We start from the raw sequence: 25,500 nt of genomic DNA, 5'->3' as shown, positions 1-25,500 counted from the left end.
CGTTTATTCGCCTTTACTTTCATTGTTTTGTTTTACGACGCTTTTTGCCACATAGTCTTTATACTTCTTGAATTCAGCTAAACGTGCTTTTTTATTTTTCTCTTGTGCTTTATCTTCATTTTTATGACGTTTATCGATGTTTTTTTGCAATAATTTATTTAATTTATTTACATCTTTGCGATTATCTTTTTCAAGCTTTTCGCCTTTTTTCTCAGTTTCATCATCAAGTTTACCTGGAGTTAAACCAACTTTTTCCATGTGCTTGTTAGATTTTTTCATATCTTTAATGCGTTGCTTTTCATTTTCTTGACGTGCTTTATCTTCATCTTTATGGCGTTTATCTATATTTTTTTGAAGAATTTTATTCATTTTGTCTGCTTCTTTGCGATTTTCTTTTTCTAGTTTTTCGCCTTTTTTCTCAATGTAAGCAGGATCATTTTCTTTCGCGATACGTTTAAGCTCACGTTTTTGATCTAAGTTGTGTTTTTTATCTGCAACATATTCTTTTGCATGAGAAGATTTATCTACTACATTATCTTTCAAGCGTACAGATTTATCTGCAACTGTTTTAGAAGCGTTTACTGTCGCATCATTTACTTTTTTTACATCTGGGTGATCTTTGATACGTTTACGTTCAACGATTAGCGGTACTAGAAACACAGGCGCCACTGTGATAATTGTTTTAATTAATTGCTTTTTGTCCATACTCGTTGCCTCCATTTGAATTATACTATCTTCACAATACCCTATCATACATGATAATAAACGGTAAATATAGCGTATGCATAGGATTTATTATCAATTGTTTTGATACTTATCGTACATTATACACTAACAGTGTATCTTAAAAAATAAAACACAGATGCCACGCCTTATAAAGGAGAATCTGTGTTTTATTAAATATCATTTTATGATGCTATTAAATTATTCACCAGTGATACCTCGTCCGATACCAAAACCAAAATAAAGAATTGCAATAATGATGACTAAGATGATTCTATAAATTGCGAATGGAATCAATTTAATTTTACTAATTAAGTATAAGAAAGTTTTAATGGCAATTAAACCAACAATAAATGCAGCTAAGAAACCTAAAATATAGAAACCAATGTCGCTCATATGGATATATTCCATATTTTTAATTAAAGATAAACCACTTGCAGCAAGCATGACCGGGACAGCCATGATGAAAGTAAAGTCAGATGCTGATTTATGATTCATTTTCATTAAAACACCTGTAGAAATTGTAGATCCAGATCTACTGAAACCTGGCCACATTGCTACTGCTTGTGATAAACCAATTACAAATGCTTGGAAATAATTGATTTGATCAACGTTACGTGGGTTAGTGACTTTTTTGCTATAAATGTCTGCAATAATCATATATACAGCCCCAATAAATAACCCTATCATTACAGTGGGTACACTGAAAAGATATTTTTGGATTACGTCGTCAAATAATAATCCTAAGACACCAGCAGGTATCATACCAACAATAATGTGTAATAAATTCAAACGTTTTGGTTTTTGTCCAATTCCGTCAATAGGTTCGTGTCTGTATTTACCAATATGTAACATTTCAAAATAACGTTCACGGAACACCCAAGCTCCTGCGAAAACAGAACCGAGCTGGATTACAATTTTAAATGTAAAAGCGGATTGTGAGCCTAAAAATTCACTAGATTTTAACCACATGTCATCGACAAGAATCATATGACCGGTAGAAGAAACGGGTGCAAATTCCGTTAAACCTTCTACGATGCCAAGAATAATGCCTTTGATTAATTCAAGTATTAACATAATTTACCTACTTTCATAGTACTTATTAAATTTTATATATTTTCATTTAACCATAATAGCACAATAAAAATATAATACGCTACTTAAAATCGTTATATTAGACTAAAGAATGAGAGTCAAAGACTAAATGTAATTTTAAAGTCATTATGTAAGAAATAAAAGTTGAAATCTAGAATTATGTCGAAAATATGAAAGTAACATAAAAAAGATAACTTAATAATGAGCGTAATTATTTAAATTTCATATAATGTGTTTATAATATGTGGCAGGTGATATTTTGTGAAAAGATTAACAAATTTAGCGTTAAAATATAAATTATACCCAATATGCATGTTTCTTGTCAGTACATTATTAGCTATAGCCGTAGTAGTTCAGAACATTTCAATTGCTGAAATTTTAAATATCGTGTTGTTAAAAGGAAATCAAGATTTAGTCGCTTTATTACTATTTACATTAGTTATTTTAATTGGACGTGCGACGTTTAATACAGTGAATCAAATGATAGGTAATCAAATGGCGGTAAAAGTAAAACGTGATTTGCGTCGGCAACTAATTTTAAAACGTTCGAAAGATCCCATCGGGGTTCAAATGAATACATTGACAGAAAGTATTGATGGCATCGTCCCTTTTTTTAATAGTTACTTTCCACAAGTATTTAAATCAATGATGATTCCATTTATGATTATTGTGGCAATGTGTTTTATACATTTGAATACTGCGATCATTATGATGGTTACGGCACCATTTATTCCTGTATTTTATATCATATTTGGATTGAAAACACGGAATGAATCAAAAGATAAAATGACATATTTAAATCAATTTAGTCAGCAATTTTTAAATAAAATTAAAGGCCTTATTACATTAAAATTATTTAATAGAACGGATCGTACAGAAGCAGCATTATACGCAGAAAGTACAACATTCAGAGATCTAACTATGCGCATTTTAAAAAGTGCTTTTTTGTCTGGGCTTATGCTTGAATTTATTAGTATGTTAGGCATTGGTTTGGTTGCATTAGAAGCAGGGTTAGGTTTGATTTTATTTCATAATATTGATTTTAAAACGGCAGCTATTGCAATTATATTAGCGCCAGAATTCTACAATTCGATTAAAGACCTTGGACAATCGTTTCATACGGGTAAACAGAGCGAGGGTTCGAGTGATGTAGTGTTTGATGTTTTAGATAAAGAAAGTAAGCACGATAAGTCGAAAATACAAACAGCTAAACAACAAGCACCCATCGTTCGGCTAAATCAAGTTAGCTTTAAATATGAAGAAGCCGACACGTATACCTTGAAAGATATTACTTTAAATATAATGCAAGGAGAAAAAATTGCACTTATTGGAAATAGTGGTGCGGGTAAATCAACACTAGCACAGATCATTACGCAAAATTACAAACCACAATCTGGTAGCGTAACGTTTAAAGATGAAGCTTTAAGTATTGGTTTTTTAAGCCAAACACCATACATTTTCAATGCGTCGATACGTGATAATATTACGATGTTTCGAGAAATTGATGAGGCAAAATTATTGAAGGTATTGAATGATGTGGGCTTGAAAGAAAAGGTAACGGCATTAGCAAAAGGTTTAGATACATGGATAGGAGAAGGTGGTGAAATGCTCTCAGGAGGCCAAATGAGACGTATAGAACTATCAAGAGTATTGTTGACCCAACCAGAGCTATTAATCTTTGATGAACCTGCTACTGGTTTAGACATAAAAACAGAACAAATAATTCAAGATGTAATAGAACAGCAATTTAAATATACAACGATTATTACAATTGCCCATAGAGCACATACCATTAACCGAGCGAATAAATGTATATTAATAGAAAATGGTTATTTAAAGTCTGATACACAAGTGACAATGAATAGTCAGAATCAAGGTGGTGATGTAACATGAAACCACGCATTCGATTTAAGGTAGATAAAGATATAATATTATCAATATGTGTTGGTGTGGTTGGTAGTTTAGTGGCACTAGGTATGTTTTTTTTAAGTGGTTATATGATTACGCAAAGTGCATTAGGTGCGCCGTTATTTGCTTTAATGGTACTTATTGTATCAGTTAAGATGTTTGGCTTTGTAAGAGCCATTGCAAGATATATAGAAAGACTGCTATCTCATAGAGCAACATTTACGATGTTGAGAGATGTGAGAGTGCAATTTTTCAAGAAACTATTACCAGTCATTCCAGATGTATATCGTAAGTTTAATTCTAGTGATTTGCTATCACGAATGATTGGTAGAGTGGAAGCATTACAGAACATTTATCTAAGAGTGTATTATCCGCCAATTGTGATTGGTGGTACAGCAATTATCACAATTTTGACAATGCTATATTTTTCATACGTACATGCTATTATTATTTGTCTGAGTATGTTTATGACATTGTTTGTCATACCTTGGCTAAGTGCTAAAAAAGCGAGACAACTCAAAAAGCAAGTTAATCAAGTACAAAGTGGATTTTTAAATCATTTTTATGATTATAAAGAAGGCTATGAGGAACTATCCCGTTTTGATCGAACTGATTTTTATAAAGATAAAGTGCTGCAACAATTAGAGCAATATGAAAATGTTCAGGCTAAAGAACAACGGTTCTTATCTTTATATGAGTATAGTTTAAATATTGTTTCTATGATTGCGTTGTTTTTCACTTTATATTTAGGTGTAGTCCAAGTACAACATGAATATTTAGATGTCGTTTATTTAACGAGTATCGTGTTAATGATGTTAACATTATTTGAACAAGCTATTCCAATGAGTAATGTAGCGTATTATAAGGCTGATACAGATGAAGCAATTGAAAATATTAGTGAGGTTATTGCACATCCGATGGTACAGGGTAATGAACGGATGCAAACAGATTTAATTCATGATGACGCACTATTAGATATTAAAGCAGTTAACTTTAAATATTGGAATCAATCGCGCCCTGTCTTAAATCAAATTCAATTCTCTATTCAAAAAGGGGAACATGTTGCGATTGTTGGGCCTTCGGGTTCTGGGAAAAGCTCTTTGCTACAGCTAATGCTTGGATTGTATCAAAGTGATAAAGGTGAAGTTTTATTGAATCAACAAGATATTGTGAAAATCAGTGATAATGACAAATATAGTTATATCAATGCATTATTGCAATCACAACAACTCTTTGATGGTACGGTGCGAGAGAATTTATTTGCTGAAAGTAGCGATAATGACATCAGAAATGTGCTTGATGGCTTGGGGTTAGAACATATTGATTTGAATAGAATCATAACACTTTCAGGTCAAACTTTATCTGGTGGAGAAATTCAAAGATTGGCATTAGCGAGATTGTTTCTAAAAGATGCGCCCGTGTGGATATTGGATGAGCCAACGACGGCTCTGGATATTTATCATACAGATAAAGTTATGGAAGCTATTCATAATAAGGCAGATACGCTTATCGTAGCAACACACGATTTGCAATTATTACCACAATTTGATCGAATCATTGTTATGCAAGATGGTGTTATTTTAGAAGATGATTGTTATCAAACGCTATTGAATAAAACCAATGGTTATCTAAAACAAATGGTAGCAATTAATACAGTATAAAATAGAACCTTAGCTTAAGTGAATATATCTGTTGTATTTTTGCAGTGGTCTATGCCGATGACTGAAGAGAAAACACTAGACGAAGATGACAAGACTAAGGCAGTAATTGTCGACAGCCTGAAACGAGCTCAAACACATTAGTGTTTGAGCTCGCTTTATAAATCAAGTATATTAAAGGAATAATTTTAAATAGCTTGTACCTAAACTTTTAATGCGAAAAATTATTTTGCTTTTTCTTCAGTAAAGGCATCAATTACTTTTGAAAGTAATCGATTTAACTCTTTAGATTCATCTGTGCTTAATGATGATGCAACAGCAACATCTTGACAAGCAGTGTCTAATTCTGGGCGAATTGCTTCACTCTTATCAGTCAAATGAATAAACACTTCGCGTTGATCTACTTCAGAACGTTCGCGTTTGATTAAATCAACTTGCTCCATTCTCTTAAGTAATGGAGATACAGTACCTGTATCTAGTGCTAATTCTGTTACAACTTTCTTAACGTTGACAGGTGAATCAGCCCATAAAATAGTTAATACTAAAAATTGTGGGTATGTCAGTTTGTATTTTTTAAAGACATTGTTTGAGTAGTAGCGATTTACTTGTCTTTGTGCATTATACAAACTGAAGCAAAGTTGTTCCTTTAAATTAAGTGGTTCAGACATAAGTTCTCCTCCAGACATTCTATCCGTTTTGTTCTCTCTGTATCGGACCTGAATCCGTCTTACATTGTGTTTGACACTTCTTCAATCATACTTTTGCACTGTGCCATGCTAAAATAAAGTGTGTATAAAGTTTAGAAGATATCTAATATTTTATCAAGTAAAAGTTTAATTATATGTATAAATTAAATTTTACACAAACATTTGTGTTTAAGAAATGAGTGATTTTATGGAAAATATTAAACAACCTAAGACGTCCATTACTATTGTAACAGGATTTTTAGGCAGTGGGAAAACAACTTTCCTTAGTAATTATGTGAAATATTTATTAAGAAAACATGAGAACCCTAGTATCATCGTAAATGAATACGGCAATTTAGATGTTGATAGCCATGCATTGAGCGATGATGTTGAAGTTGCGTCGATATTAAATGGTTGCGTCTGTTGTGACATGCAACAAGATTTAATAAAACAATTAAAACATTTTCTTAACAAAAGTGCAATGCACCACATTATAATTGAGGCGACGGGTATTGCACATCCGATAGAAATTATTGCGGCATGTCAAGACCCTGAAGTTGTCGACTATGTTAAACCACCAATTGTTATTGGATTAGTAGACGCACCAAGATTTTTGACCAGGACCCAATATACTTATAGTACAACACAATTGATGGAAGAACAATTAGAAGTGAGTCAGGCAATTGTAGTCAATAAAATAGACTTATTAAAAAATGACGAACACAGCGCATTGGAACAGCTTAATAAAATAAATTCAAGAGCACCGAAATTTTATACAACTTATGCAGAAATGAATATGTCATCTCTTGATACGATTACAAATTCAACAATAATAAGTAAAGATACACATATGCATCATCATGGAATCAATAGCGTGCAGTATCATTTTTCTGGGCCAATTGATCGTCAATTATTTTATCAATTTATTTTACGGCTTCCCGATAATGTTCTAAGATTAAAGGGATATGTTCAATTTCGCGATAAGCCTGATGAAACATATGAATTTCAATACGCATTTGGCTTGCCAGACTATCAAATCATTGACGACGATATGCCACTAACGCTTGTGATGATTGGTGAACAACTTGATGAAAATCAAATACGTAATAAATTAGACATGCTACAGTTTTCTTAATTAGCGAATAAAATAAAAGGTGTTGGTTTTTAATGGATAAAGTAAAAATAAATCAGTATGTTTCATTTTCAAAAGTAATACAAGGATTTTGGAGAGCACAAGATTGGCAGTGGACACCACAGCAACTTAATCGTTATATAAATGAGTTAGTAGAACGTGGAATTACAACTATGGACCATGCAGATATATACGGATCATACACTTGTGAAGGTATTTTTGGAGAAGCATTAAAATTATCACCCCAATTAAGAAATCAAATTGAGATTGTTACGAAATGTGGTATTGTATTGCCTTCTAGTCCTGATCAAACAATAAGTGGACATAGATATGATCATAGTAAAGCGCATATTCAACATTCCGTTGATCGATCATTGCAACAATTAAATGTAGACCACTTAGATAGTTTATTGATACACCGTCCATCGCCTTTGATGGACCCACATGAGGTGACTGAAGCATTAAAAACCTTGGTAAGCGAGGGGAAAGTTAAGTCATTTGGTGTGTCGAACTTTAATAAGTCTCAATATGATTTATTGAGTAAATGCCTTGTCTGTGACAAGTTACATATTACAATCAATCAATTGGAAGTATCGCCTTACACATTAGACGCAATTGAGAATGGAAATATCAATCATATGTACAAAGATGATGTTAAAATAATGTCATGGAGTCCTATGGCTGGCGGGAAATTATTTGATTTAGCGGATGAAAAAGCTGCAAGAATTATGGCAATTGTTTCTCCATTAGCACAAAAATATAATGTTACATCTAACGGTATCATCATGGCGTGGCTAGACAAGCATCCTGCTACGATAATGCCGGTGTTGGGAACGCATAAGATAGAACGAATAGATCAAGCAATAGAAGGGCTAAAAGTAACATTGACAGATCAAGAATGGTTTGATATTTATACGGCTTCATTAGGTCATGATATCCCGTAATTTAATTTTAAAGGAGCGTAAATAATGAATACTCAGAATGAACAACACCACAGAAAAGAACTTAAATTTCAAAGAAACTTTATCAATTTTCCATTTTTAGGATTTGCATTGGTCATTGCCATATTAAATATGGTATATCCTGATATTACTGTAATGATGACGCTATTTGGTTTGTTTTTCCTTTATAATTTAGCAATTTTATTTGTTGCTTTTATTAATCACTTTAAACGCACGATGCTCTTATCCCTCATATTAACGGTGCTTTCTCTGATATTGTTAGGTATTACATTTTATTCATTTGGTCTAACGAAACACATTTTTTAAGTAGTTTTGAGGGAATGATTTTTAAAGAAAGATAAGCAGGATGAGGAGGTAATGCATGGAACAGTGGATTACACATTTTATGGAATTATATGGTTATTGGGGCATCGCGTTTTTAATTTTCTTAGAGAATGTTTTTCCGCCAATCCCTTCTGAAATCATTTTAACATTTGGTGGTTTTATGACTACTCAATCTGATTTGAGTTTCATTGGCGTGACAATAACATCTACGATTGGTTCAGTCGTCGGTGCGCTTGTCTTATATGGTCTAGGAGCTTGGATTGGTGAACGCAATTTATATCGTTTTGTTCATCGTTATGGAAAAATACTGCGTGTAAAGACGCAAGACATAGACAAAACAATACATTGGTTTGATAAATACGGTTACTGGACGATTTTCTTCTGCCGCTTTGTACCATTACTAAGAAGTTTAATATCTATACCTGCAGGATTAACCAAAATGAACTTGCCACTATTTATTTTGTTTACAACAATTGGTACTTTGATATGGAATATTGTATTAATCTATTTAGGTCAAGCAGTAGGTGGTAATTGGCATGCCATTGTGTACTATATGGATATTTATTCTCGTATTATATATGTCGTATTACTTATGCTTGCTATTTTTATTATATGGAAATGGTTTAAACGCCAACGCAAACATAAGTAAAGTTGATAACTTAAGTTAAGCATTTTCAATCATTGTGTAAAAAGAAAAGGTGTTATAATTCAATTGAGATATAAATTGCTTGATTGAAGGGATGTTATTATGACAAAACAAAAAGTATCCATTATAGGTGCTGGTAACACGGGTGCAACATTAGCATTTATTGTTGCACAACAAGAGCTAGCAGATGTCGTGCTTATCGATCGTCCAAATAACGAAGGGCAAGTGAAAGGAAAGGCATTAGACATACTTGAGAGCAGCCCGGTATACGGTTTTGACGTGAAAGTAACTGGATCCATTGATTATGCTGATACGACCGATTCAGATATTGTAGTTATTACTGCTGGAAGCCCCCGAAAGCCAGGTATGAGTAGAGATGATTTAGTACAAATTAATGAAAAAGTTATGCATGATGTCACGAAAGAAATTGTGAAATATTCTCCTGATTGCAAAATAATTGTACTTACAAATCCTGTGGATGCAATGACCTATTCTGTGCTCAATGCATCTGGTTTTCCAAAAGAGCGTGTAATTGGTCAGTCTGGTGTTTTAGATACGGCACGATATCAGACATTTATTGCTGAAGCCTTAAATGTTTCTGTAAAAGACATAAAGGGACTTGTGTTAGGTGGTCATGGCGATACAATGGTTCCTTTAGTGAAGTCAACAAATGTAAATGGTGTTCCATTGGACCAATTATTAGACCAAGCACAAATTGAGCAAATTGTGCAACGCACTAGAAAAGGCGGCGCTGAACTTGTTGCTTTGCTTGGCAATGGTTCTGCATATTATGCTCCAGCGTCAGCAGTTTATGCAATGATGGAAGCAATTTTGAAAGATCAACACCGCTTACTTCCTAGTATCGCCATGCTAGAAGGGGAATATGGTTTCTCTGATATTTGTTTGGGTGTACCAACTGTTTTAGGTGAACAAGGTATTGAAAGTATTGTTGAACTAGAGCTTGCAGATAATGAGCGAGCCCAATTACAAATCTCTGCCGAGTCTGTAATAGAAGTGAAACAAGCATTAAAACATCAATGACATGGGCGTAGCATGCTTAGATAATGCAAGAGATGGACAGGAATTATGTTTTTAAAAGAGAGAAAGGCCAAGACACATCCATTGTGTCTTGGCCTTTCTCTATATATTCAAAAGTTTATTCAACTGTGTTTAAGCTTAATCGTTAGTGGCCTACATTCTAAATATACAAATATAAAGCGCGACATATTCAATAAAGGTCAATATATACATATATTTTAGTCTTACTTTAACATGGAGGGGCACATTCCAATTTGGAAAACGACGTTCATAATAAAATAATTGTAGATAAAATAAACCAATGCCTAATGGGAAGCACATCAAGATAATGCTGTGCGTATAAGAGAACCCTACATCATGTAATAGATGCCCGATGATTAATTGTAATAAAATCAGAATAATGATTAAGATGATTATATTGAAAGTCATTTTATGCTACGCACTCCTTTCGCAAATGCAAATATGATGACTTGCAATGCTACGAGTAATAACACGAAGCATAAAGTGTCGAATTTCAAGCTTGATGTTACTTCGTTGAAAATGCGAAGCGGCTCATTAATAAGATAAACTGAATGTAAACGCAAGAAGCGGCCAATGAAAATACCTAGTCCGTTAAGGAACATCATCGCTACAATAATAAGTCTATTTAACCACATACGATGTGTGAAATGCTCTATTTCTAAAAACATTAAAATTAATAGATATAAAGCAAGTAATACAGCAATAACTAAAAATGTGAAATAAGCCCATTCTGTTATTAATAACCCTTGATAAAAGTTAAATCTAAATTGATTTAAATGAATTAAATCTGTAACCATATACAAAGTATTGGGCACCATGAATACAAAAATAAGGGCGAATATGATAAAGAGTGGCCATTCATATATAGATTTAGGTTTAAATAAATTTAAAAGTAAGCATAGTTCAAATGGCACATATGCTAGAAATAGATTTAAAGTCATAAATGGGTAATAATTATTAAAAAATATAGAAATAATTATTAAAATAAGAAACACGGTTCTAGCAATATAGCGACCCCTCATAAATACACCTACTTCCTTTCTGTTGTAGTATTTCGTTATTACTCAAGTGTTTTTTAACGCTATACGATTCAAATAAATGAAATAACATCGTTCCTTTGATCGAATAAACAAAGAGCACTATTATTAATACGCATTTGTTGAAATACAAGATTAAATGATACATTTTTTAAAAATAAATTTCAATGAAAATACTAATTAGCTTGTTAAATATAAACTAGTGATTAAATGATTGAATAGTAATAGGAAGGCGTATTATTTAATCTTCGAAATATAACACATCTTTATGAATTATTCATTTAACGGTCGGAAGCACCTATATAAGGAAAATACATCTTTATGAATTAAGTAGTCTTCTTTAAACTGAATACAAACCACTTTTCAGTTTAGTCAACTAACCAAATATAAAATCAGACTAGGTCATGTATTTAATGTCCTAGTCTGAATATAAAAGTTTAATAATAGTGCATACGTATTTATAAGTCTAGCAGGTTCAAACCAATGTCTTCATTGTGTTTACGATTAATATCGAGGTTGGTCATTGTAATGACAATTTCGGCAGTTGCAGACACAATTGCTTTTGTTAAATGACCGCTCAACGTTTCATATTGATTTGTACCAAATGTTGCATGTAAATGTGCAAATGGCTGTGCATCAATATGAGAAATATTGCCTAGTAAACCGATTAATTCTAAGGGTTCATCAATTAATTTTTTCTCATACGTTTTCGTTTCAAGATTATAAAAGTTCAGCTCTGCACTTGAGCAAGCTCCAATACCGCTCACTGTACCGAATTTACCATCTTGTTCTCTGGCGATGTCAGTAACAGCCTCTACTATATCTTCGCCTTGTTCCAATACTAAAACAATTGTTTTACCATCTTCTTGATAAATCATATGAAGCCCCCATTCTGAAAATTGATTACATGACTATTATACAAGTTCTTTTCAAGACTTGTATAATAGTGTTTGTAAATAGAATTTTTTATTGTCATTTGCTACAGAACTGTTATAAAATGTTCTAATATTAGGGTTTTAGCGCTACGTTAAGTGGCTAACGATGTATATGTATTTTAAAAAGAATGGAGTGAGAAACGTGAATAAGCAGTTTTATATATTATATTTTAATATTTTTCTTGTCTTTTTAGGTATTGGTTTAGTAGTTCCGGTGCTACCGGTTTATTTAAAAGACTTGGGCTTAAAGGGGAGCGACTTAGGCGTACTTGTTGCCGTTTTTGCTTTAGCTCAAATGATTATATCGCCGTTTGGTGGTACACTTGCAGATAAATTAGGTAAGAAATTAATTATTTGTATCGGTCTCGGGCTGTTTGCTGTTTCAGAGTTCTTATTCGCTGCAAGTCATACGTTCTCACTTCTAGTTATTTCCAGAATACTAGGCGGTTTTAGTGCCGGTATGGTAATGCCAGGCGTAACGGGTATGATTGCAGATATTTCTGAAGGAAGAGATAAAGCCAAAAATTTTGGATATATGTCAGCGATTATTAATTCCGGATTTATCTTAGGTCCTGGCCTTGGGGGATTTTTAGCGGAATTTTCTCATAGGCTACCGTTTTATGTGGCTGGTTTTAGTGGATGTGTTGCATTAATATTATCAATTACATTAATAAAAAATCCAAAGAACAGCACGCAAGATGGTTTTGCCAAATATCAACCTGAATTATTGTCAAAAATTGATTGGAAGGTATTTCTTACGCCAATTATCTTGACGCTTGTACTTGCTTTTGGACTATCAGCTTTTGAAACGTTATTCCCATTATATACGGCTGATAAAGCACATTATTCACCTTTAGATATTTCATTTGCGATTACTGGTGGAGGAATATTGGGTGCTGTATTCCAGGTTTTCTTCTTCGATAAGTTCATGAAGCATTTTAAGGAGTTAACTTTTATTACTTATGCGTTATTATACTCTGCTATTGTTTTATTGGCGTTAACATTTGTGCACCATTACTGGTCAATTATGGTTATTAGTTTTATCGTATTTATTGGATTTGATATGATTCGTCCAGCGATTACTAATTATTTTTCAAACATTGCAGGTAATCGACAAGGTTTCGCCGGTGGGTTAAATTCTACATTTACAAGTATGGGGAATTTCATTGGGCCGCTTGTGGCAGGCACATTATACGATATTAATTTTGAATTCCCGCTATATATGTCAGTATTAGTGATGATACTTGGTATGTTCGTCATATTTATCGAGAAATTGATTAGATCACGCATGAGTCATCGCTAAAAGCACAAACTTCATATCCCCTTCATCAAAGACACGCATGAGTGAGCTTGTTGAAGGGGTTTTTAAGTTGGAAATTATTATGATATGCAGTGAACTTAAAAATACAAATCGTGCTACATACATTGAAATAGTTTGTGCAAGATAAATACGATTAAAGCTATAGGAATATGTCGCTTGTATTAAATAACCCGGACTTACGTAATAATTATGTGACAAATATTACATTTATTTTAAGTTGTGTTCTATTTAAGTGCTTTCAGAATAATCTATGCTAACATGATAAGAAATGTAATAAATGTAAGTAAGGGGATGAACTTGAAAAATTTAATGTTAACCATGATGGCGTTCTTTCTTGCTTGCTGCTTTGTGTTTCTTTTATTTATAGCTACGAACCAACAGGCACTTGCAAAAGTGCATGAAACGATTTCTAGTTTTTCGGTTGGTGAATCAAGTGCTGAAGCAAAGGATAAAGTGGAGCAGAAAGATAAGAATTCAATTAAAGCAGCAATTAAAGAAGACAAATATGAAGCGCCATACAATGGAACGAACCATGAACCTATCGCTAAATTAACGACACACGATTTAAATATGAAAGATACTGGACAAGCGAATTTACCACAATTTTCTAAAGCACTAGCTAAGGCACAAAGACTTGTGAACAAAGACAACCACGCTTCAAATCAATACAATGATTACGGCATCGATAGCACTTGCCAAGGTGTATATTATTATATTTTTACATTTGAAAATAAAGAAAAGCCAAATACGTTTTACAGAGTAACTGTGAATGAGGAAAATCAAACGAGTATATTTGATAAATCTTATGTAGCTAACGATGAACAGCCATCTCAACATGAGCGTATTTCTCCCCAAGAATCTGAAGTTATTGCACAAAAACATGCAGTAGACGAATTAGGAAAAAGTGTAGTGTTGAAAAAAGTTAAAGAATCTAAGGATGGTATGTTTTATAGCTTTCAAGATTATAAAACACAAAGAGATTATAAAGTTGTTGTAAGTAAATCTGGGGATGTAATTCAACAACCATCATTAAATTAAATAAAAGTGAGCCTCATAAATTCAGTTCAATTTATGGATGGCTCACTTTTTTATGTTAAGGAAATAAGTATAAAGTAGGACATATCAATGTTATGATGATAGTAATAAATAAAAAATAAATTGGAGAGTTTATTTTTTGAAGTAGCGAATAATGTTTATAGGGAAAGGATGAATGTTTTGAGAAAAATAAAGAAAGCAATCATACCAGCAGCTGGATTGGGGACTCGCTTTTTACCAGCTACGAAAGCAATGCCTAAAGAAATGTTGCCAATTTTAGATAAACCTACGATTCAATACATAGTAGAAGAAGCAGCACGCGCAGGTATTGAAGATATTATCATTGTTACAGGTAAGCACAAGCGAGCCATCGAAGACCATTTTGATAATCAAAAAGAATTAGAAATGATACTTCAAGATAAAGGAAAGACAGAATTATTAGAGAAAGTTAAATACTCTACAGAACTTGCGAATATCTTTTATGTTCGACAAAAAGAACAAAAAGGTCTGGGTCACGCTATTTATTCAGCAAGACAATTTATCGGAGATGAACCATTTGCTGTGTTATTAGGTGATGATATTGTAGAGTCAGATAATCCAGCGATTAAACAGCTTATGGAAGCATATGATGAAACAGGAAAATCGGTCATTGGTGTTCAAGAAGTAGAAGAAGCACATACGCATCGATATGGCATTATTGATCCATTACAGAGATTTGGTAGAAAATATGAAGTTAAGCAATTTGTTGAAAAACCTAAACAAGGGACGGCACCTTCTAATTTAGCAATTATGGGGCGTTATGTTTTAACAGCTGATATATTTGATTATCTGGCAACACAAGGTGAAGGCGCAGGTGGAGAGATTCAACTTACAGATGCTATTGAACGCTTGAATAGAGAAGATCAAGTTTATGCATATGACTTTGAAGGTGATCGATTTGATGTCGGTGAAAAATTAGGCTTTGTTAAAACGACGATAGAATATGCATTAAAAGATGAAACAATGCATGATGATCTAGTCGATTTTATAAAAAATCTAAAATTGAACTAATCTATAACGAACATAATAGACAGTGGCTTAAACGACCTATTAGAATAAACAGCATTAGAAATGTCATATGGGGTGATTAGAATGAAGAGAAAGAAAACCAATGCGATGAGAATGCTTGACCGCAGTGCGATACCATATGAAGTAAATACATATGAAGTTTCAGATGAACATATGGATGGGGAAAGTGTAGCGGCAAAAGTCGGCGTGGATGCTAATGAAGTATATAAAACACTTGTACTTGAAAATACAAAGCATGATCATTTCGTATTTGTTGTTCCAGTTCGGGAATCTTTAGATATGAAAGCAGCAGCCCAAGCAGTTGGGGAAAAGAAATTACATTTAATGCCACTTGGCGACTTAAAGCAAGTCACAGGATATATTAGGGGTGGTTGTTCACCTATTGGCATGAAACGGCACTTTCCAACTGTTATTGATCAACAAGCAAAGGATATCGATACGATTTATGTCAGTGGTGGTGAACGTGGAACACAAATTAAACTAAATACAACAGATTTAATCGGTGTAACGAACGCACAAGTCATACAAGTCATACATGAATAAAGAATGCAAATGAAGGACAGAAACCTAGTGTTTAGATAGGGGTTTCTGTTCTTTATTTTTAACTAATTTAAGCAAATTAACAGTAATGTTTGCAAGTGACTATATTTGTGATGAAAAAAGTGGCAAATCATTGAAATTTTAAGAATAAAATGACTGTTTTTGATTGTTTTTGGTAAATTATGATTGAAATAAGAAAGCGGAAACATTATAATGACATTGAGATGAGGTGAAGCGATGATAACGGAAAAACGCCATGAACTAATTTTGACCGAATTGTCAAAACAAGACTTTTTAACATTACAAGAATTAATTGATCGCACAGGTTGTAGTGCATCAACGATTCGTCGTGATTTATCAAAATTGCAAAAATTTGGAAAACTCAAAAGGGTGCATGGAGGTGCAACGCTAAACCAATCATCTGTTTTAGAACCTAATTTGGCAGATAAAAGAAGCACCAATTTAAGAGAAAAACAAGAAATTGGTAGAATTGCAGCGAGCCAAATTGAAGATCGAGATTGTGTGTTTTTAGATGCGGGTTCAACAACATTAGAAATGATTCCTTACATCAAAGCCAATGACATCATAGTGGTGACAAATGGTTTAACACATGTTGAAGAACTGTTGAAGCATGGATTCAGAACACTGATTATTGGTGGTGAAGTCAAATCGACTACATTTGCAACGATTGGTGCGAGCGCTTTAGAGACATTGAGTCGATATCGATTTGATAAAGTCTTTTTAGGTATGAATGGCATCGATTTGAAATATGGTTTGACGACGCCTGATGAACAAGAAGCGATTATTAAACATCATGCCATGCAATTAGGCACACAAGTTTATGTATTAATAGACCATGATAAATACGAAAAAGTTTATTTTGCACATGTACCTTTAGAAGAAGGCGTTTCAGTCATCACTTCCAAAAAGGCACAAGCAAGTAAAGACTTTCACCTGTTTGCGGGTCAATATAATTTTATTGGAGGAACATTATGATATATACGGTAACTTTAAATCCTTCTATTGACTACATTATGTTTACAAATGATTTTGAACTTAATGGGTTAAATCGCGCCACGGAAACGCATAAGTTTGCAGGTGGCAAAGGCATCAACGTATCAAGAGTGCTTAAAACATTAGATGTACCATCTACAGCACTAGGTTTTGCAGGTGGGTTTCCTGGTCAATTTATCGCAGAAACATTAACTAAAGCAGATATATGTACGAACTTTGTTCAAGTTGATGAAGATACAAGAATTAATGTCAAATTGAAAACAGGTAAAGAAACAGAAATCAATGCACCGGGACCACAAATAACAGACGACCAATTTGAAACACTCTTAACACAAATCAAGAAAACGACCCAAGCAGATACGGTTATTGTTGCTGGAAGTATTCCAAAAAGTATTCCAAATAATGCTTATGAACAAATTGCAAAAATCACGAACACAACCGGGGCGGCGTTAGTTGTTGATGCAGAGAAAGACTTGGTTGAACCCGTCTTAAGCTATCGACCATTATTTATTAAACCTAATAAAGATGAATTGGAAATAATGTTTAATACAACGATTGAAACAGACCAAGATGTTATAACTTATGGTCGTGAAATATTAAACAGAGGCGCGCAATCTGTCATTATCTCGTTAGGTGGCGAGGGTGCTGTCTATGTCGATAAACAACATAGCTATAAAGCTAGTGTTCCTAATGGCCACGTAGTTAATACAGTAGGTTCTGGAGATAGTACTGTTGCAGGAATGGTTGCAGGTCTTGACTCAGGACTGACAATTAAAGAAGCGTTTAAACAAGCAGTATCTGCTGGAACAGCTACGGCATTTAACGATGATTTGGCAACAGCAACTAAGATTGAAGATATTAAAAAACAAGTCGTTATTACGACATTAGATGGGAGTGAATAATATGAGAATTACTGAATTGTTAACAAAAGATACCATTGCAATGGATTTATCAGCTACAGAGAAAGATGGTGTCATCGATGAATTGGTGAACCAATTAGATAAAGCAGGTAAATTGAATGATTTAACAAGTTTTAAAGAAGCTATTCATAATCGTGAATCACAAAGTACAACGGGTATTGGTGAAGGTATAGCAATTCCTCATGCTAAAGTAGCTGCCGTTACCACACCAGCAATCGCTTTTGGTAAGTCTAAAGCGGGTGTGGATTATCAAAGTTTGGATATGCAACCGGCACATTTATTCTTCATGATTGCGGCACCAGAAGGCGGTGCTCAAACACACTTAGATGCTTTAGCTAAATTATCTGGTATTTTGATGGATGAACAGGTGAGAGAAGCATTAGTAAATGCTAGTTCGCCAGAAGAAGTACTGCAGATTATTGATAAAGCAGATGATGAAGCGACTGAAGAGGAAGCTTCAGAAGACCAGGAACAAGCTACTGCTGTTTCAACATCAGAATCAAATGAACCTTATATCTTAGCTGTGACTGCGTGCCCAACTGGTATTGCACATACGTACATGGCACGAGATGCTTTAAAAAAACAAGCTGAAAAGATGAACGTTAAGATAAAAGTAGAAACAAATGGTTCAGGTGGTATTAAAAATCACCTCACAGACGAGGATATAAAAAATGCAACAGGTGTCATTGTGGCAGCCGATGTTCATGTTGAAACAGATCGTTTTAATGGTAAGCAAGTGGTAGAAGTTCCGGTTGCAGACGGAATTAAACGCCCTGAGGAATTAATCAATCTAGCTCAAGATACTTCTCGCAAACCGTTTGTAGCAAAAAGCGGGAATACTGGAAGTAATGGCTCAGCAAGTAATGAAAAACAAGGTGTAGGAAAAACGATTTATAAACACCTAATGAATGGTGTTTCTAATATGCTACCGCTTGTGATTGCTGGTGGTATATTAATGGCAATCGTGTTCTTATTTGGTCCAAATTCATTTGATCCGAAAAGTGCAGAACATAATGCCTTTGCTGAGCAATTATGGAATATCGGTAATAAGAGTGCCTTTATGCTCATTATTCCTGTACTTGCTGGTTATATTGCTCGTAGTATCGCAGATAAACCAGGTTTCGCAGCAGGTTTAATTGGTGGTTTATTAGCAAGCACTGGCGATTCTGGATTCATTGGTGGTATTATCGCAGGTTTCTTAGCAGGTTATTTAACATTGGGTATTAAGAAATTAACGAGTGGTATGCCACAATCATTAGAAGGTCTGAAACCAACACTTATATATCCAGTACTGTCTGTATTATTTACTGGTTTATTAATGATATATGTAGTTAATCCGCCTGCTTCGTGGTTGAATAACACTTTGCTTAACGGATTACAAAGTTTATCTGGTACAAATATTATGTTGCTCGGTCTCGTTGTAGGCGCTATGATGGCCATCGATATGGGTGGGCCATTTAACAAAGCGGCTTATGTATTCTCTGTGGCAGCATTAACAGAAGGAAATGCTGCGCCGATTACAGCAGCGATGATTGGAGGTATGGTACCACCGATTGCGATTGCAACGGCAATGTTAATCTTCCGTAAAAAATTCACGAAAGAACAAAAAGGTTCGATTGTTCCAAACTACGTCATGGGCTTGTCCTTTATTACAGAAGGTGCGATACCATTTGCGGCGGCAGATCCTATCAGAGTGATTCCATCAATGATGGTTGGTTCAGGTTTGGCAGGCGCAATTGCATTAGGCCTAGGTTCATCAATTCAAGCGCCGCATGGTGGTATTATTGTTATCTTAGGAACTGACTTTAGTCATGTATTACAGTCACTTATAGCAATCATCATCGGTGCAATCGTGGCAGCAATCATTTATGGTTTATTGAAACCAAAATTAACTCAAGATGAAATTCAAACTTCAGAAGCTATGAATGAATAAGATAGTCTTGCAGTAATGCAAAGTGTAAGAAAGCCGGAAACGACTCAGTTCATGAGTGTGTTTTCTGGCTTTTTTGTTTTATTCATTTTATGATTAAAAACTTTTGAATATAACATTGTGATTAGATTTGGTAAAATGTGAATAAAGTCTTCGATAAAATGAGCTAGAGTAAATTTAAGTAAAGAAGGTAAAAAAATGAGCGAATATGTAATAGAAAATGGACGAATTTATACTGAAACGGGAACGATAGCAAATGGATATATCATCGTAAAAAATGGAAAAATTGATGATATCTCCTCTGGCGAATATACTGGTCATTTAACAACGATTGATGTACATGGTCAACACGTGCTACCTGGATTTATCGATATTCACATGCATGGTGGTTATGGAGAAGACGCTATGGATGCCTCTTATGAGGGATTGAAACATTTATCTGAATCACTGTTATCCGAAGGAACTACAAGTTATTTAGCGACTACAATGACGCAATCTGATGAAAATATAATAAAAGCATTAGAAAATATTGTGACTTATCAACAAGCACAAGATCAATACAATGCAGCAACTATCGTTGGTGTACATTTAGAAGGACCATTTATTTCAGAACATAAAGTCGGAGCACAAAATCCAGCTTATGTCCAAAGACCTTCTGTAGCAAAGGTAGAGCAATTTCAAATTACGGCTAATAATCAAATTAAAGTCATTACATTTGCTCCAGAAGTAGAAGGTGCTAACGACACCTTAGTTGCTTTACATAATGATATACGATTTTCAATTGGTCATACAGTTGCTACATTTGATGAGGTGAATGAAGCTGTAGAACATGGTGCGAAACATGTCACACATCTTTATAATGCCGGAACTTCATTTGAACATCGTGAACCTGGTGTATTTGGCGCAGCATGGCTGAATAATAAATTGAGCACTGAATTGATTGTTGATGGTATTCATTCACATCCTGCAGCGGTTCAAATTGCGTATAAACAAAAAGGCAATGAGCGCTTCTTTTTAATAACAGATGCTATGAGAGCCAAAGGTATGCCTGATGGCGATTATGATTTAGGTGGACAAAATGTAATTGTTAAGGGATCAGAAGCTCGTTTAGCATCTGGCGCATTAGCAGGAAGCATTTTAAAAATGAATGACGGTTTAAGGAATTTAATTCGCTTTACTGGTGATACATTAGATAATTTATGGCGTGTCACTAGTTTAAATCAAGCGATAGCCTTAAATATGAATGAACATAAAGGCAGCCTGAAAGTTGGGAAAGATGCGGATATTGTAATAGTGAATGATGTCATTGATGTATTAGCAACGGTTAAATCTGGGAAAATACACCAATTTGATGCATCATTGTAAGACCATAATTAACTTTTATTAAAATTCATTTTGAAAATATATTAATTTCGAAAGTTGACTTAAGTTGTGATATAGGTTTAAATGTTAAGTTAGAATAATGAATTTTTAAGCGTGAAAATAACAAGTGCTAACAACATTATGATAAAATAAGAGAAATGCGTATTTTTAGGGAGGTGTCGCAATGGGGAGGATTTAGTATTCAACGCTAGCATTAATAAACAAAAAATACTTATATTCGGTTACCTATTGTGACACGAAATTTGGAGGTGAATCCCTAGAAATAGGGAACTAATTGGAAACAGTGACCATAATGAATTTAGTAATATTTTTTCTTTTAATAGCATTAACAACGGTATTCGTAGGATCGGAATTTGCATTAGTTAAAGTGCGTAGTACAAGAATAGATCAACTTGCATCGGAAGGTAATGGAAGCGCACGTGTAGTCAAAAAAATGATAAAAAACCTAGACTATTATCTATCGGCATGTCAACTTGGTATCACAGTGACATCTTTAGGTTTAGGTTGGTTAGGTGAACCAACATTTAATAAACTATTGCATCCATTATTTGAAGCGATTAATTTACCAGATGCACTAACTACAACCATTTCATTTATCGTTGCATTTATTATAGTAACGTATCTGCATGTAGTATTGGGTGAATTAGCACCTAAAACATTAGCGATTCAACATACTGAAAAATTAGCCTTGCTCTATTCAAGACCACTTTATTACTTTGGTGTTGTGATGAAACCATTAATTTGGTTAATGAATGGCTCAGCGAGAATGATTATACGTATGTTTGGCGTTGATCCAGATGCAAATAACGATGCAATGTCAGAAGAAGAAATCAAAATTATAATTAATAATAGCTACAACGGCGGAGAAATAAACCAAACGGAATTAGCATATATGCAAAATATCTTTTCATTCGATGAAAGACAATCTAAGGATATTATGGTTCCCCGTACACAAATGATTACAATGAATGAGCCGTTTAACGTAGATGAATTGCTAGACACGATTAAAGAACATCAATTCACACGTTATCCAATCACAGCAGATGGCGATAAAGACCATGTGAAGGGCTTTATCAATGTTAAAGAATTTTTAACAGAATATGCTTCTGGCAAGCAAATAAAAGTGAGCAACTACATTCATGATTTGCCTATGATTTCAGAAACGACGCGCATTAGTGATGCGCTTGTACGTATGCAACGTGAACATGTGCATATTAGTCTGATTATTGATGAATATGGTGGTACAGCAGGTATCTTAACGATGGAAGACATATTGGAAGAAATCGTTGGTGAAATTCGTGATGAATTTGATGACGATGAAGTTAATGATATTGTTAAAGTTACTGAAAATAGATACCAAATCAATGGACGTGTACTGTTAGATGATTTAAATGATCAACTGGGCATTGAATTTGAAGATTCAGAGGACATTGATACAATTGGTGGTTGGTTGCAAGCACACAACACCAATTTACAACAAAACGATTACGTCGATACTGAATATGATAGATGGGTTATTTCAGAAATTGATAACCATCAAATTATTACGGTCATTTTAGAATTAGAACATAATAAAGCAAGACAAACGATTGAAGAACTTGAAGAAGAAGAAGAAAATGATTAATAGTGAAATTCATATAAGACTTTAATTATAGAAATCCTGACAAAGTATGCATGCTTTGTTGGGGTTTTTTAATTTTTATAAGGATTAAAAGATGATATAGTATATTTTAATGTTAGCCTTGAGCTAATAGCTAATAGCTAAATGCAAAATGAAAAGGGGTTTGAATCATGTTAGATGAAGTATATTATTTAAACAACGGTTACCCGATGCCTAAAATTGGACTAGGCGTATATAAAATTTCAGATGAAGAAATGAACAGCTCAGTGGCAACGGCATTAGATGCTGGGTATCGTGCATTTGATACAGCATATTTTTATAAAAATGAAATAGCATTAGGCAATGTGTTAAAAAAATCCAGTGTACCACGTGAAGATCTATTTATCACATCCAAATTATGGAATGATTATCAAGGATATGATCGGACGATTGAGTTTTTTACTAAATCTATCGAAAATTTAGGAACCGACTATTTGGATTTATTTTTAATTCATTGGCCATGTGAAGCGGATGGCTTATTTATAGAAAGCTATAAAGCTATGGAGAAATTATATGAAGAAGGTAGAATTCGTGCAATCGGTGTATGTAACTTTAAGCAGCATCATTTAGAAACATTGATGGCAGAAACGGATGTTGTGCCAGCGGTCAATCAAATTGAAGTACATCCTTATTTTAATCAACAGGGGTTACAAGATTATTGTGATAGTAAAGATATTGCAGTTACGGCTTGGATGCCATTGATGAGAAATCGAGGTCTACTAGAACATGAAGTGATTTTAAGATTGGCGGAACGCTATGAGAAGACTCCTGCACAAATTGTGTTGCGTTGGCATCTAGCACATAACAGACTTATTATTCCGAAATCAAAGACACCAGAACGCATTAAAGAAAACTATGATATTTTAGATTTTAATCTTGAACTTACAGATATTGCAGAAATTGATGCATTGAATAGAGATGAAAGACAAGGGAAAGACCCTGATGATGTACGTATCGGTACATTGAAATAAAGACAAGGACTGTACAGCCCAATATAGGGCATATAGTCTTTTTTTATGAGTCATAATGGTTATTGTTTTCAAATGGTTCTAATAGTTGATAGACTTAAAGTAACAATTTATATCTTTATTCAATTTAAATTTCAGTCAATATGAGTTATTGAAGTGGAAAATTATTTTTATCATGTTTTGATATTTAAAACTTGATTAATCAAGGGTCTTGAATCATGGCAAAAACTAAGCATGTACATTAAGTTTCAACATCAAACATTAAGGCTATATAAAGATTATGTAAATATAATTGATTTAGATAGCGTAATGTAGGTGGGAATTGATAAAGTAAAAAGGAAGTAATTGAAATGAAGGTGTTTAGTATGCAAATAAGAGTTATAGTGCCTTGTTATAACGAAGGTGAAGTGATTTTAAAAACATATGAAAAGTTGACTGAGATTTTATCACAAGATAGTCAGTACCATCGCTATGACTATGATATATTATTTGTTGATGATGGCAGTAAAGACAAAACGATTAATTATATACAAGATGTGGCTACAAAAGATAAACATGTAAAATTTATTTCATTTAGCCGAAACTTTGGTAAAGAATCAGCAATGATTGCTGGTTACCAACACAGCAAAGACTGTGATGGAGTGATAATGATTGATGCTGATTTACAACATCCACCAGAACTCATTCCTCAAATGATTGAAGGTTATATGGATGGATACGATCAAGTGGTTGCTAAACGTGATCGAACTGGTGAGAAACAATCAAGAAAAGCATTGACTAAGGTTTACTATAAATTAATCAATCATTTTGTTGAAGATATTAAACTAGAAGACGGAATTGGAGACTTTAGGTTACTAAGTCAACGCGCCGTTATTTCGTTAACGGAATTAGATGAATATAATCGCTTTTCTAAGGGGCTTTACGAGTGGATTGGCTATAATACGAAAGTGTTCACTTATGAAAATGTTGAACGTGAAGATGGCGAATCAAAATGGTCATTTAGTAAATTATTGAATTATGGTATAGATGGTTTGATATCTTTTAATAATAAACCTTTACGTGCAATGATTTACTTAGGTCTTTTTGTATTCTTTATCAGTTTACTTTATATTGGTTACATTTCAGTGGGCATTATGCTTCGAGGTGTGGAAACGCCAGGTTACTTCTCTACAATTGCTGCTATATTATTGCTCGGTGGTATACAGTTGATATCTATAGGTATCGTTGGTGAATATATAGGTCGTATTTATTATGAAGTGAAACAACGTCCAAAGTATATCGTCCAAGCAACGAACTTTAATTATGAATGTAATAAGAATCAGCAAAATATTAATCAAGATATCAATTATGAAATTGAGCGCAATCATCGTCAACAAGAAAACACAACAAAACCTAAAGAAGAAAAAGAATTGGTTAAAAACAGATAAATTAGCCATTAACGCTGTTTAAGTATTAAACAGCGGATGAAACACAAATTTTATAAGACGTACTTTTAG

At 33.7% G+C, this 25,500-nt stretch carries 25 protein-coding genes; 19 read left to right on the top strand and 6 right to left on the bottom strand.

Annotation, left to right across the window (positions count from 1 at the left end):
* Window positions 1-3: 3 nt before the first annotated feature.
* Together BTJ66_RS02890 and BTJ66_RS02885 are read right to left on the bottom strand one after the other, a co-directional pair.
* Complete coding sequence (locus BTJ66_RS02890; RefSeq protein WP_099089490.1) at window positions 4-705, bottom strand: hypothetical protein; 702 nt, start codon at window positions 703-705, stop codon at window positions 4-6.
* 219 nt (window positions 706-924) lie between these two features.
* Window positions 925-1,800, bottom strand: a complete 876-nt coding sequence (locus tag BTJ66_RS02885) for an undecaprenyl-diphosphate phosphatase (RefSeq protein ID WP_099089489.1) — start codon at window positions 1,798-1,800, stop codon at window positions 925-927.
* Between the two features lie 279 nt (window positions 1,801-2,079).
* On the opposite strand from BTJ66_RS02885, the gene BTJ66_RS02880 reads away from it, so the two are divergent.
* Genes BTJ66_RS02880 through BTJ66_RS13930 form a run of 3 tightly spaced genes read left to right on the top strand, consistent with a single transcriptional unit; the run spans window position 2,080 to window position 5,528 of the window.
* Window positions 2,080-3,711, top strand: coding sequence for an ABC transporter ATP-binding protein/permease (locus tag BTJ66_RS02880; protein ID WP_099089488.1), 1,632 nt, complete (start codon window positions 2,080-2,082; stop codon window positions 3,709-3,711).
* Window positions 3,708-5,387 carry a thiol reductant ABC exporter subunit CydC gene (gene cydC, locus BTJ66_RS02875; protein WP_099089487.1) on the top strand — a complete coding sequence of 560 codons (1,680 nt, stop codon included), beginning with the start codon at window positions 3,708-3,710 and terminating at the stop codon, window positions 5,385-5,387. Before BTJ66_RS02880 ends, cydC begins: the two co-directional genes overlap by 4 nt.
* An 18-nt stretch (window positions 5,388-5,405) precedes the next feature.
* On the top strand, window positions 5,406-5,528 hold the full coding sequence (locus tag BTJ66_RS13930) for a hypothetical protein (RefSeq protein WP_274521111.1): 123 nt from the start codon (window positions 5,406-5,408) through the stop codon (window positions 5,526-5,528).
* Window positions 5,529-5,608: 80 nt separating this feature from the next.
* On the opposite strand, the gene mgrA is transcribed toward BTJ66_RS13930, so the two are convergent.
* Complete coding sequence (gene mgrA, locus BTJ66_RS02870) at window positions 5,609-6,052, bottom strand: global transcriptional regulator MgrA (RefSeq protein WP_099089486.1); 444 nt, start codon at window positions 6,050-6,052, stop codon at window positions 5,609-5,611.
* Window positions 6,053-6,278: 226 nt separating this feature from the next.
* Here mgrA and BTJ66_RS02865 point away from each other — a divergent pair, with 226 nt between their 5' ends.
* The 5 genes from BTJ66_RS02865 to mdh all read left to right on the top strand — a co-directional run bounded on the left by BTJ66_RS02865 (window position 6,279) and on the right by mdh (window position 10,175).
* Complete coding sequence (locus tag BTJ66_RS02865; RefSeq protein ID WP_099089485.1) at window positions 6,279-7,205, top strand: CobW family GTP-binding protein; 927 nt, start codon at window positions 6,279-6,281, stop codon at window positions 7,203-7,205.
* A 32-nt stretch (window positions 7,206-7,237) separates the two neighbouring features.
* On the top strand, window positions 7,238-8,146 hold the full coding sequence (locus tag BTJ66_RS02860; RefSeq protein ID WP_099089484.1) for an aldo/keto reductase: 909 nt from the start codon (window positions 7,238-7,240) through the stop codon (window positions 8,144-8,146).
* A gap of 24 nt (window positions 8,147-8,170) precedes the next feature.
* A complete protein-coding gene (locus BTJ66_RS02855; protein WP_099089483.1) occupies window positions 8,171-8,470 on the top strand; it encodes a hypothetical protein in 300 nt (99 codons plus the stop codon).
* A gap of 55 nt (window positions 8,471-8,525) precedes the next feature.
* On the top strand, window positions 8,526-9,137 hold the full coding sequence (locus BTJ66_RS02850; RefSeq protein WP_099089482.1) for a DedA family protein: 612 nt from the start codon (window positions 8,526-8,528) through the stop codon (window positions 9,135-9,137).
* A gap of 99 nt (window positions 9,138-9,236) precedes the next feature.
* Entirely contained in the window at window positions 9,237-10,175 is a 939-nt protein-coding gene (gene mdh / locus BTJ66_RS02845) for a malate dehydrogenase (RefSeq protein ID WP_099089481.1), read from the top strand.
* A gap of 150 nt (window positions 10,176-10,325) precedes the next feature.
* Here mdh and BTJ66_RS13765 read toward each other — a convergent pair whose 3' ends face one another.
* The 3 genes from BTJ66_RS13765 to BTJ66_RS02830 form a co-directional block, all read right to left on the bottom strand.
* A complete protein-coding gene (locus tag BTJ66_RS13765; RefSeq protein WP_099089480.1) occupies window positions 10,326-10,601 on the bottom strand; it encodes a hypothetical protein in 276 nt (91 codons plus the stop codon).
* Window positions 10,598-11,215: a DUF1361 domain-containing protein gene (locus BTJ66_RS02835; RefSeq protein ID WP_099089479.1), complete on the bottom strand. Its 618-nt coding sequence runs from the start codon at window positions 11,213-11,215 to the stop codon at window positions 10,598-10,600. The genes BTJ66_RS13765 and BTJ66_RS02835 overlap by 4 nt, the downstream gene beginning before the upstream one ends.
* Window positions 11,216-11,688: 473 nt before the next feature.
* Entirely contained in the window at window positions 11,689-12,108 is a 420-nt protein-coding gene (locus BTJ66_RS02830) for a PPC domain-containing DNA-binding protein (protein ID WP_099089478.1), read from the bottom strand.
* 199 nt (window positions 12,109-12,307) lie between these two features.
* Between BTJ66_RS02830 and norA the strand changes: the two genes are divergently transcribed.
* The 11 genes from norA to BTJ66_RS02775 all read left to right on the top strand — a co-directional run bounded on the left by norA (window position 12,308) and on the right by BTJ66_RS02775 (window position 25,431).
* Window positions 12,308-13,468: a multidrug efflux MFS transporter NorA gene (gene norA / locus BTJ66_RS02825; protein WP_099089477.1), complete on the top strand. Its 1,161-nt coding sequence runs from the start codon at window positions 12,308-12,310 to the stop codon at window positions 13,466-13,468.
* 315 nt (window positions 13,469-13,783) lie between these two features.
* On the top strand, window positions 13,784-14,524 hold the full coding sequence (locus tag BTJ66_RS02820; RefSeq protein ID WP_099089476.1) for a hypothetical protein: 741 nt from the start codon (window positions 13,784-13,786) through the stop codon (window positions 14,522-14,524).
* A 177-nt stretch (window positions 14,525-14,701) separates the two neighbouring features.
* The gene (gene galU / locus BTJ66_RS02815; RefSeq protein ID WP_099089475.1) at window positions 14,702-15,571 is read left to right on the top strand and encodes a UTP--glucose-1-phosphate uridylyltransferase GalU; all 870 of its coding nucleotides are present in this window, start codon (window positions 14,702-14,704) and stop codon (window positions 15,569-15,571) included.
* A gap of 81 nt (window positions 15,572-15,652) precedes the next feature.
* Window positions 15,653-16,132: a Cys-tRNA(Pro) deacylase gene (gene ybaK, locus BTJ66_RS02810; protein WP_099089474.1), complete on the top strand. Its 480-nt coding sequence runs from the start codon at window positions 15,653-15,655 to the stop codon at window positions 16,130-16,132.
* Window positions 16,133-16,366: 234 nt separating this feature from the next.
* The gene (locus tag BTJ66_RS02805) at window positions 16,367-17,125 is read left to right on the top strand and encodes a DeoR/GlpR family DNA-binding transcription regulator (RefSeq protein WP_099089473.1); all 759 of its coding nucleotides are present in this window, start codon (window positions 16,367-16,369) and stop codon (window positions 17,123-17,125) included.
* The gene (gene pfkB / locus BTJ66_RS02800; protein ID WP_099089472.1) at window positions 17,122-18,045 is read left to right on the top strand and encodes a 1-phosphofructokinase; all 924 of its coding nucleotides are present in this window, start codon (window positions 17,122-17,124) and stop codon (window positions 18,043-18,045) included. The genes BTJ66_RS02805 and pfkB overlap by 4 nt, the downstream gene beginning before the upstream one ends.
* Window position 18,046: 1 nt before the next feature.
* Entirely contained in the window at window positions 18,047-19,996 is a 1,950-nt protein-coding gene (locus tag BTJ66_RS02795; protein ID WP_099089471.1) for a PTS fructose transporter subunit IIABC, read from the top strand.
* A 195-nt stretch (window positions 19,997-20,191) separates the two neighbouring features.
* Window positions 20,192-21,358, top strand: coding sequence for an N-acetylglucosamine-6-phosphate deacetylase (gene nagA / locus BTJ66_RS02790; protein ID WP_099089470.1), 1,167 nt, complete (start codon window positions 20,192-20,194; stop codon window positions 21,356-21,358).
* Window positions 21,359-21,650: 292 nt separating this feature from the next.
* Window positions 21,651-23,000 carry a hemolysin family protein gene (locus tag BTJ66_RS02785; protein ID WP_099089469.1) on the top strand — a complete coding sequence of 450 codons (1,350 nt, stop codon included), beginning with the start codon at window positions 21,651-21,653 and terminating at the stop codon, window positions 22,998-23,000.
* Window positions 23,001-23,167: 167 nt separating this feature from the next.
* Complete coding sequence (locus BTJ66_RS02780; RefSeq protein WP_099089468.1) at window positions 23,168-24,007, top strand: aldo/keto reductase; 840 nt, start codon at window positions 23,168-23,170, stop codon at window positions 24,005-24,007.
* 362 nt (window positions 24,008-24,369) lie between these two features.
* Window positions 24,370-25,431, top strand: coding sequence for a glycosyltransferase family 2 protein (locus tag BTJ66_RS02775; RefSeq protein WP_099089616.1), 1,062 nt, complete (start codon window positions 24,370-24,372; stop codon window positions 25,429-25,431).
* Window positions 25,432-25,500: the final 69 nt, after the last annotated feature.

Source organism: Staphylococcus edaphicus, from assembly GCF_002614725.1.
Classification (GTDB): Bacteria; Bacillota; Bacilli; order Staphylococcales; family Staphylococcaceae; genus Staphylococcus; species Staphylococcus edaphicus.
The sequence above is the reverse complement of the archived record's forward strand: the minus strand, read 5'-3'. Positions and strand labels throughout refer to the sequence as shown.